The following is an 8,337-nucleotide window of genomic DNA, read 5'->3' on the forward strand; positions in this document are numbered from 1 at the left end:
CTCAGAAAATCTCGCTGCCCAGTTGCCCGATCAGCGCGCCCGGGTCCACATCCGGCACCTCGAATTCCACATCGTCCATGGACACGACGAAGGGCTCGCCTTCCACGTAGTGCACCGGGAAGTTCACGCCGAAGCGCAGGTTCGAGCCCAGCTCGTACGCGGCCAGTTGCCAGCGCTGGTCGTACACGCTGAAGCCCAGCGCCGTCACGGCCACATAGCCCGACACGTCGAACTTGAACTTGGGCTCGGCATGGAAGGCGGCGTTGGCATCGATGCGCAGGCCCTGGTTCGGCATCCAGTCCACGTGCACGCCGGCCTCGGCCGCGCCGTCGATGCCCAGGGTGCCGCCCAGCTCCAGGCCGCCCGTGGCGCTGGCCCCGGTGATGCCCAGGCCGATGCCCGCGCGCGCGGCCAGGCGCAGGCCTGCGTCGGCCGGCACGTTGAGGTGTGCGTCGCCAGTGACGCGGGTGTTCTCTTCGTGCGCGGGGTTGTATTCGATGCCGATGCGCGCCTGGTCGAGCACGCCGGGGCCGATCCCCGCCTTGGCGGACAGGCTGCCGCCCACCTCGGCCACGATGCCCGGCACGATCGGGATCTGCGTGGACAGGCTGAACAGCGACTTGTTGATCTCCTTGCGCGGAAACAGCTCGATCGAGCCGGGCAGGCCAATCTCGCCGGACACCGTTACTTCGCCCGTGGGCGAGAAGCGTATGCCCGCCGTGCCCTGCAGCCAGGGCGCGATGCGCAGCGTGGCGCTGCCACTGCCGTAGACCACCAGCGGCGCGTCCGGGTCGCCCAGGCCGCCCAGGTTGCCCTGCTCATCGACGCTGCGGTTGGTCACGCCCACCGTCACCTGGCCGGACATCATCCCGCGTGCATAGGCACCGCTGAAGCTGGCGGTGAAGGCCCCGTCGTCGTAGCTCACCTCCAACTGCGAATCGACGCCGGGGATGTTGGGCTGGGCCGTGCCGGTGGCCGACAGCTTGTAGCCCTCGGCCTGCTCGGTGGCATTGACGTGGATGCGGCCCGAGCGCACCAGTGCGCTGGACGACAGGTTCACGTCGCCATCGAAGACCATGCCCTGGTCCGTCTTGCGCACGCTGATGCTGGCATCGCTCACGCCGGGCACTGACAGCGCGGCATTGCCCGCGAAAGACCAGTCACTGCCCGTGACGCCCACTGTGAGGCTGGCGCTGCGAATGCCCTTGATCTTGTCGGGCCGGTCGATGCCGATGGTGCCTTCGGCGCCCATTTCGCCGTTGCGCCACCAGGCGCGCACGCGGGCACGGTCGAACAGGCGGCTGTCGAAGTTGAAGGCGCCTTCCAGGCCGATGCCGCCCCCGGTCGAGAAGCTCGCGCTCAGGTCGCCGCTGCCGACGCGCGCCACCGAGAAGAAGACCTGGCCGCCCGCACCCAGACCGCGCTCGGTCGAGTAGAACAGGCGCACGGTCGAATCGTCGATGGTCAGGCCCGGGATGGGCAGGCGCAGGTCGCCCGCGCTGTAGTCCATCGAGAAGGTGATGTCGCGGCCCTGCATGCTCACGCTGATGGGCGCGCCGAAGATGGGCAGCGAGGGCGTGAGCTGGCCCTGGGCCTTGAGTTGGCCGTCGTCGGCCGAGATGCTGTCGAAGGCCACCGGGCTCAGGTGGCGGAACTCCAGCGCGGGCGTGGGAATGCGCGAGGGGTAGCCGCGGTAGTCGCCGTCGGCCGCCATGCTCATGGTGATGTTGGGATCGGCGGGCTGCCAGTCGGCCGGCAGCTCCCATTGCGCCTGGATGGAGCCCACCGAGGCCGCCGCGCCGCTGCCCGCGTTCTGCAGCGTGATGGACTGGATCACCATGCCAGCCAGTCGGCGCGCGGCCGCGCCCTGCGGTGTGATGGTGGTCTCGGTGGGTGCGTGGCGAAAGCGCCCGACCTCGATGCCGCCGGGTGAAGAAGACAAGATGAACTCGTCGGGCGTGCCTTCGCGCGTGGCCGGCGCGGGCCGTGCGGTGGCCAGCGGCTCGGCGGCCTCTATGTCGGCCTTGCTCCACCATGAGGAGGCGCCGGCCGGCGCGCCAGCGCCGCCATTGGCCTGCACGCTGTCGAAGATGACATCGGTGGTGCGCAGGAAGGTGCCACGGTCAGGGCGCGGCGTGAAGGTGGCCAGGTAGGCATCGACCCGCGCGTAGATGCCGCTGCGGATCTGCCCGCCGGAGCTGCTGTTGCTGGGCTGGTCCAGCAGCTCCATGTTCTGGATGGTGTTGCCCACGCCGCTGCCCATCTGGCCCGACACCTGCAGCTCGACGATGTGGTCGACCTGGAAGCCGTTGGCCGGCCGTGTGCCGCGCCGGCCCCACTCGGGAATCTTGAGCATGTCCTGCAGCTCGGGGATGGTGCGCTTGTAGTTGCGTCCGCCCAGCGTGATGGCGACCTTGTCGGTGTTGTTGGCGGGCGGCGCGATGCTGCGCCCGGTGAGCTGGGTGCGCACGGCGGTGTCGGGCACCTGGATCGTGCTGTTCCACACCGAGCGCTGGTTGGCGCCGTCACGCCCGTAGCCCTTGACGCGCTTGAGGTTGCCGGCCGCGGCCAGGCTGGCGTACATGGGCAGGTGGCGCGCCTTCACGGCCGGAATCTGCAGCGTGCCAAGGGCCGTCTCGGCGGCGGGCGTGCCGGAGCCGGCCGTGTAGGTGGAGGCCAGCGTGGGGTCGATGCGGCGGTTCACGGCGGGCACGCTGTCCTTCTGCTGCACGACGTGGGTGAGTTCGTGCGAGAGCAGTTGCAGGCCGGCGGGCGTGCCCGGCTGGTACTGGCCGCTGGCGAAGAAGATGTCACTGCCCACGGTGAAGGCGTGGGCCGAGAGCTCCTTGCTCAGGCCGTCGGCCTGCCCGTCGTGGTGGATGCGCACGTTGGAGAAATCATGGCCGAACTCCTTCTCCAGGCGCGGCTTGATGTTCTCGGGCAGCGATTCGCCTTGCCCCAGTTGCTGCTTGATTCGTGATTGCGTGTCGTGGCCATCCTTGCGCGCGGCGGCCGCGCCCACGGCGTTCTGCTGCTGCTTGTCCTTGGCATCGTTGGGCGATGCGGCTTCGCGCATGGCCGGCACGGCGCCGCTGGCGGTGCGGGGGATGGCCTGCTTGGGGGCTTCTTCCTTGGGCTTGGCGGCGGCGCCCTTCTTCTGCTCCGCGCCAGAACCGCCCGCCTTGACGTGGTCCTGCGCCGGTGCGGGCTCGGTCATCTTGCGGCTGACCTTGTCGGCCACCTGGTCGGCTTCCTTCTCGACCGCATCGCCCGGATCGCTCACGGCCAGCTTGGCGCGCACGGCCATGCGGTCCACGCGCTGCTGGGGGGTGACCTTTTCCCCGCCGCCTGCTGCACCCGCTTGCGCACCGCCCTTGCCTGCGCCCTCCTTGGCCGCGCCACCGCCCTGCTTGCCAGCCGCCTTGGGCTCGGTGGCCTTCGCGGCGCCCGCCTGGCCGCCCTTCTTCTCACCCTCGGGCGGCTTGGCAGCGGGCTTCTTGGTGTCGGCGACGCGTGGGACGCTGGCCATGGGCGGTCTCCTTGGCAGATCGGTGCTGCAGGCGTCAGCGCGGGTAGATGATGTCGTACACGATGACCGTGAGCACCTCGGCCCCGCCGCCCAGGTCGGTCTGCCCGGGGATCTGGTAGCTGGCGGCAGTCTGTCCACCCACGGTCTTGGCGATGAGATCGCTCTGCACCTCGGGCTTCACACCGTTGCTGATGACCGACGCATCGAGCCGGTAGGCATTGCGTGAGAAGGGGTTGCCGTTGGTGTTGGCAGCCTCCCAGGTCTGGTCGGTCTTGACGAGCTTCTGGGTCTGGGCCGCGGTGAGCGTGTTCTCCTTGAAGGCCAGTGACAGCTCCTGCACGTTCTGGTCTGGCGACTGGGTGAACTCGTTGAGCGCCTTCCAGCCCCCGGCGTAGTCGCCCGACTTGAAAGACGGCTCCACATCCGCCCACAGACCGATGTCGACCAGCAGCACGCGGTGCGTGTTGGCCACGGCCTCCTTGGCGCCGATGGTGACGACCAGGAAGCCTCCGTCCAGCGACTGGCCCGCCAGCGGTGCGGGTGCCTTGGCCAAGGTGGTGATGCTGCCATCGCCCTGCGGCGGCGGCGTGGTCAGGCTGCTGATGCGGGCCAGCATGGCGCGCAGGCGGAAGTGGTTCTGCCAGCCCTGGCCAGCGGTGGGCGTGGTCTCCCAGGCGCAGCCCAGCACTACCTTGTTGCCGGGCGCGGCCTGTTGCCACATGGCCAGCACCTTGGCAGGCGTTTCCTCAGGCTCGGTGCTGTCGTTCTGGTAGCGCAGCACGCCCACGGGCTGGAGCTTGAAATTGGACAGGGCCTCGGCCTTGTCGTTGTCCAGCACGCTGCGCAGCGCCTTGAGCTCTTTCTCCGAATCGACCTTGATGTGCCAGACCTGGAAGGCCTCGACATCGGGGGCGACAGGCGGCACACAGGCCGGATCGCAGAAGGTGGGCCGGCGGCGGCGGAACAGCACCCAGTCGAGCACGGCGGTGATGTCCTGCTGCGGGGCCGCGTCCAGCGAGGGAAAGAGACGCTTGCGCGCACGCGCCAGAAAGGCACTGTCGCTGGTGGCATCGGACAGGCTGACCAGGGTGGTGAGCGCCTGCGATCCGATGGGGCTGGCGGGCTGAGGCGCCTGGTTCAGGCCTTGCAGGCTGGCGATGGTGAAGGTGCTGGTGTCCGCATCGCCTTCTTCGGCTTGCTGGCCATCGATGGCGATGCCGTCGTTGCCGGCGCTCATCTTGCGCAGCATGTTGCCCACGCCCGATTGAGGCGCGGCCCGGCTCATGGTGACGGTGGCCAGACGGGGCGATTCATCCCAATCGACGTTCAGGGGTGGTGACTTGGCATCGAACTGCTCGTCATCGATCAGCAGCACGCCGGTACGCCCGTCACCCTGGCGCACCAGGCCCAGGCGCTGCACCAGACGGGTATTGCGCGACTTGGTCTGGCCATTGAGGTTGATGACCTTGACGGAGCTGACCATGTCCAGCTCGATCACCAGGGCTGTGCGGCCCTGGCTCCTGGTCTGGCGCGACAGCACCGAGAGCGTGCCCGACACCCGCGCGTCGCCCGCCGCACCCGCCTGGCCCAGGCGCATGAGCTGGCGCAGCTCGCCCTTGAACGTGGTGTCGTCGCCCACGGCCAGATCAAAAGGATCCTTGGCGATGTCGGTGGACAGGTAGAGAGAGAACGCGACACTGCGGTCGCTGCCGTCATCGTCGCTGCCGGTGGTGTCCTCCACGCGCTTGAAGCTCTTGAAGGAACTGCGCAGTGCTTGCTGGTAGGCCACGGGGGTGAGTTCACCTGTCAGCAGATCGGGGTCCAGCGACACGGCCAGGGCCAGGCCGAAGCTGCCATCCTCGCGATCACCTTCGGTGCGGGCCAGGCCTTGCAGTTGGAGCTGGGAGGCTTCGTCGTTCTTGACGTTGGTGTTCAGGCGCAGGCCGGCCGCGTCCAAACGCGCAGTACCGGTGAGCGGTACGCTGGCCTTGGCGGTGCCCGCACGGGCCTGGGCACTGGTCTTGCCCGCTTTGGCGGCGGGTTTGGTGGCGGCCTTCGCCGAAGCCTTGGCACCTGCCTTGGGTGCTGCGGCGTTGTTGGCCACGGCCAGTTGCACCTCGGCGGCTTCGGCCTTGAGCTTGTCGGCCACGCTCTGTGCTTCGGCCTCCTGCTCAGTCTCATCGCCGGCGGACACCAGCACCGAGAGCAGCACGATGGCTGAGGTGCTCATGTCCACCGACCACCAGGTGCCCGGGTGCTGGGTGGTCACGTCCACGGCCTGACCATCTGGTACGAAGATCTCGACCTCTTCGAGCGCGCTGGGCTGGTCCAGGCCTTTGGTGAGCGAGATGCGCTCCATGTGCTGCGCTTCTTCCAGCAGGTGCGGCAGCACGTCGGCGCGGGCGGCGCGCAGGTACAGGCGCACGCCTTCGCCGAACAGGCGTTGAAGCTGTTCCTGCAACGATGTCTTGCCCGGCTGCACCGGCAGGTAACCGGCCGGCGGCAATTGCACGAAGCCGCTGTTGAGCAGCAGGCGGTTGGCGGGCAAGGCGCCCTGCCCTGCCTCGACGCCGGAGAGCTTCTCAGACAGCTCGAACAGATCGGCATAGCTGCCCTGCACCTGGTCGGCCAACTGCTTGGCCTCCTCCTTGGTGGGCTTGCCGCCGGCCAGGGCTTCGACCAGCTTCTTGGTGCTTTCGGCATAGGTCTTCTGCAGGGCCTCGATCTCCTTGCGTGCGTCGTCGAGCACGGCGCGGATCTGGTCGCAGTTGTCCGGCACGGTCACGACCACGTCGGTGTCGCTGAACACGCCGGAGAGCTGGCACTGGAACTGCAGGATCTGCGCGAGAAACACGTTCCACGGCCGCATCGCCATGCGGCCCTGCCAGTAGCCACGAGCCTGCGCCTCCATGCGCTCGCGCCGGCCAGACCACGCATCGATCACGCGGTTGACGCCGCCTTCGCGCGCCAGCAGGCCGATCACGACCTCGTCACGGCCGTAAAGGCTGGCGGGCTGGCACCACACGCCGCTGGCCAGGCCCGAGGCGCTGAGCGCCGGCGGTGTGGAGCCTGGCTCGATGGCGAAGTAGGCCGAGGCCATGCGGTTGCGCAGGTGCACGTTGCTGAAGGGCACGACCACGCTGGTGGGCAACTGGAGGGTGATCGGCCGCAGGCGCAGCACCAGGCCTTCGCGCCAGTAGGGGTGGCGCGAGTCGGACACGCAGGCCGATTCGCACAGCGCGCCGTACACGGGCTCATTGCCGCACAGGCCTTCGATGGGGCCGACGGTGATCTCGTAAAGGCCCAGCGAAGCCGTTTCCTGCACGCCACCGGCGGGCTTGCCCGCGCATTCGCCGAATTCGGTGTTGCCACCGGGTGTGACGCTGGCCGTGGCTACCTTGAGAAGGTCGGCCACCTTGGCCTGCACATCGCCCACGGTGAACACGAAGTGCCCGGCCGGTGTGATGGCCAAGCCGCCGCCCACCGTGAACTGGTCGCCCGCCAGGCCGATGCCCAGGCCGTTGACCACGCCCCAGCCACCGGCCAGGTTGGACAGGCGCACCTGCGTGCGGTGGTAGGCCTGCTCCTGCGCGAGCGCATCGGCCTTGAGGAACTTGCCGTCGAAGTAGTGCAGCCGGGTCAGCGGGCTGGCCTGCTCGATGAAGGCCACGCCGTCCTGCGTGTCCAGCTCGACGGAGCCGGCCGTGATGTCGTTCTGATTGCCCATGGCGAACCTCGGTGGATGGTGGTGTGGGTGAAGATGAAGAGCGGTGTCTAGGTGCCGGCCTTGCCGGTGCGGCCGACGCGCTTGAGCTTCGTCGTGTCACCGGACAACGGTGCCTGGGCCAGCAGCGGCAGCAGCAGTTGCTGCAGCGCGCCAGTGGACAGCAGCAGCGGGCGGGTGTTCAGGTCGATGCTGCCCAGCGTGGCGGTCCAGCCGTCGGCGTCCTTCTTGAGGTGCACGCCGCGCAAGGTGCCCAGCGGCAGACACAGGTCGGCGGTGTCGATGGGGTCAGGGGCTGCGGTGTCGATCTGCGAGAGCAGCAGGGCCAGCGCGGCGTGGTTCTTCGCGGCTTCGTTGAGCGGCGGCACGACCGGCGGTGTCTCGGGGGACGGATCGACGTTGGGATCGGCAGGTGCAGGTGCCGGCGCGGGGGCAGGCGCTTCGGGCGGCGGCACGTTGCGGCGCAACAGCAGCGTCACTGTTTCGCACACGCGCGAGTAGGCGATGTCGGAGGCGTTGCCCGCGCAGGGCTCGGCGATGGCGGGCACGGGGCTGCTCAGGCAGGTGCTGTAGCAGACGCGCACGTCCAGGTCGATGGTGGCGTATTCCAAGCTGGCCAGGTCATCGAAGGCTTCGTCGTTCTGGTACTTGAGCCACCACTGGACGAGGTTGACGCACTGGCCCACGTCCAGCGCCAGGTCGCGGCCCAGCGCATCGACGGCAAAGCCCGGGCCCACGCGCAGGTCGAAGGTCTCGTCATCGAAGGTGAGCGGATAACCGGCGACCACGCCCAAGCCGTGCAGCAGGCGCTGGTGACGGCGCGAGCGGCCGATGTGAAAGCCCTGCTCGGTGCGCAGCTCGTCCACGCCCAGCAGCATGCCGAAGTGCACGTTGAGCGTGCAGGCCGGGTTGTCGGGCAGGGTCGCGTCGCAGCGCAGGCTGTCGGCCGTGGTCAGGCAGCCGGAGGGCGACAGGTCGTTGAGGTTCATGGCTCGGGGCTCCAGCAACAGCGGGGATGGGCGCGCGGGCTCACAGCGGCGCCGTGTCGCGTGACGCGGCCTTGGCGCGGCGGGCGGCGGTGGCC

The 8,337-nt window shown here is 68.8% G+C and carries 3 protein-coding genes; all 3 read right to left on the reverse strand.

Going from position 1 to position 8,337, the window contains the following annotated elements; genetic code table 11:
* Position 1: 1 nt before the first annotated feature.
* Genes WAQ08_RS09855 through WAQ08_RS09865 form a run of 3 tightly spaced genes read right to left on the reverse strand, consistent with a single transcriptional unit; the run spans position 2 to position 8,242 of the window.
* Positions 2 to 3,529: an eCIS core domain-containing protein gene (locus WAQ08_RS09855; RefSeq protein ID WP_422191400.1), complete on the reverse strand. Its 3,528-nt coding sequence runs from the start codon at positions 3,527 to 3,529 to the stop codon at positions 2 to 4.
* Between the two features lie 34 nt (positions 3,530 to 3,563).
* Positions 3,564 to 7,256, reverse strand: coding sequence for a hypothetical protein (locus tag WAQ08_RS09860; protein WP_422191401.1), 3,693 nt, complete (start codon positions 7,254 to 7,256; stop codon positions 3,564 to 3,566).
* A 47-nt stretch (positions 7,257 to 7,303) separates the two neighbouring features.
* A complete protein-coding gene (locus WAQ08_RS09865) occupies positions 7,304 to 8,242 on the reverse strand; it encodes a hypothetical protein (protein ID WP_422191402.1) in 939 nt (312 codons plus the stop codon).
* Positions 8,243 to 8,337: the final 95 nt, after the last annotated feature.

Source organism: Aquabacterium sp., assembly GCF_049274795.1.
GTDB lineage: Bacteria > Pseudomonadota > Gammaproteobacteria > Burkholderiales > Burkholderiaceae_C > Aquabacterium.

Bases quoted from the DNA above. Each gene is read 5' to 3' on its own strand.
- WAQ08_RS09855 (WP_422191400.1), bottom strand. From the start codon at position 3,529: ATGGCCAGCGTCCCACGCGTCGCCGACACCAAGAAGCCCGCTGCCAAG.
- WAQ08_RS09860 (WP_422191401.1), bottom strand. From the start codon at position 7,256: ATGGGCAATCAGAACGACATCACGGCCGGCTCCGTCGAGCTGGACACG.
- WAQ08_RS09865 (WP_422191402.1), bottom strand. From the start codon at position 8,242: ATGAACCTCAACGACCTGTCGCCCTCCGGCTGCCTGACCACGGCCGAC.